The sequence below is a fragment of the Ruegeria sp. YTSB088 genome, from assembly GCF_059609825.1.
Window position 1 is genome coordinate 1 of the sequence record NZ_JBXWMM010000033.1, and the last position, 1,601, is coordinate 1,601.

General features: G+C 49.1%; 3 protein-coding genes. All 3 read right to left on the reverse strand.

What is annotated here, in order from left to right; genetic code table 11:
• Positions 1 to 290 (reverse strand): TspO/MBR family protein (locus tag AC2FFA_RS22510; protein WP_496853307.1); only part of this gene is annotated, 290 nt, incomplete at its 3' end.
• A 13-nt stretch (positions 291 to 303) separates the two neighbouring features.
• Positions 304 to 807: an aggregation factor core gene (locus AC2FFA_RS22515; protein ID WP_496853308.1), complete on the reverse strand. Its 504-nt coding sequence runs from the start codon at positions 805 to 807 to the stop codon at positions 304 to 306.
• Positions 808 to 943: 136 nt separating this feature from the next.
• The gene (locus AC2FFA_RS22520; protein WP_496853309.1) at positions 944 to 1,327 is read right to left on the reverse strand and encodes a nuclear transport factor 2 family protein; all 384 of its coding nucleotides are present in this window, start codon (positions 1,325 to 1,327) and stop codon (positions 944 to 946) included.
• Between the last annotated feature and the right edge of the window lie 274 nt (positions 1,328 to 1,601).

A 1,601-nucleotide genomic window follows, 5' to 3' on the forward strand; every position in this document is an offset into this window, starting at 1 on the left:
GGCAGTTGCAGTACAAAAAAGGTTGGGGACCACAAAAAGTTCAGAGCCATCTGTGCCCACCACAGCTTCATGGCAGCCGAGCTTCGGTCTGTTTCGAACTGACGCCAACCCGCCATGGCGATCAACACATAAAGCACCGTCCAGACCGGGCCAAATATCCAATTTGGTGGATTGAAAGCAGGTTTAGAAAGCTGCGCATACCAATCGCCAGGTGCGGTCAGTATCCCGATCAGGATGCCGCCTCCCAACATGAGCGCAAGAAATGCTATGCGGATCAACAAATTCGACATTGCGGGACTGCTTTCAGCAATCCTTGGTCGTCACGTTGACAAGCGCTTCGGAAGAGAAGGTTGCAGTACTGGTCTTACCCGCATCGGAATAAGACACCGTGGCGCCTTCTATCTCCGACCCTGTTACGGTGATTTCGCGTTGCCCAACGGTGTCATCCACATCGATGGTAAAGGCGAGTTTGTCCCCGACTGCAAGGGATGCAATCTCAAGTTCAATTGTATTTTGCCCGTCCACAACCGAAGGAATTTGCCGCAGAGCATCCGCACCCTCAACGAATTCGAGAGGTTGAAAGACCTCTACGCCTGCACCTTTTTCGGTAACGTCGAAAATCAGACGTCCGGTAGATTGCGACAAGTCGATTTTGAGGGTCGAAGCTTCAACTTCGCACGTTCCGACATTTGTCAGAACAAAACGGTCCTTGGGTGCGCCTTCTATAAAGCGAATTTGTACACCAGCTTGAAGCGAAGTAGCTGCAAATAATCCAAGGGTCGCTGCAAGAATACTCTTCGGGAGCATATTTATCTTCTTTCTAAAAGGTTCTTGATAGATACGCTTCGGCGGGTTTCTTGGATCAGACTTATGACTTTTGACTATCGTGGCTCAGCCGACAGGACCTTTCGAAGTTCCATGCACAGTAGTCACAACGGTTAAGTCAGAACATGCCATTTTCATTCGCGCTGTTTGCTGGAATTTCCTGAAGAACATCCCAGTGCTCGACAACCTTACCATCAGCATCCAGGCGAAAAATATCGATCCCTGCGTACTCGAGACCATCGGGCCAGATTTGGTGGCAATGCAGAATAACGTGATCGTCTTCGGCAAACGCGCGTTTGATGTCCACTCGCTTTCCGGGGTGTTCGGCAGCCATGCGCTCAAAATAATCGACAAAGGCTTGCTTGCCGTCGCCAACATGCGGGTTGTGCTGCGTATAGGTTTCACCAACAAAGGTCGCTATGGCCTCGGCAGGTCGACACTCGTTGAACATCATTTCGTAGAAAGCGATGACGTTTTTCTTGTTTGTTTCGAGGTCCGGCATGCTGATCTCCAAATCGGTGTTTTTCTACCCAAAACCGTTGGCTCGTAAAGCATAGAAAACAAATAATAAGAACCTCGATCAATGGTTGGGAAAAGTAACGAGCTTTATTTTGCGTTCCAACTATTTCGAGGATTGGCCAGTTAATCGGTATCCTCGAAGTCGATATGAATATGATTTCCATCAGGATCGGCCACATGGATTTGGATCATGCGGGGCCCTGGGACTTCGGTTTTGCGATACTGGATCTGACGTGATGCCAGTTTTTCTTCAAATG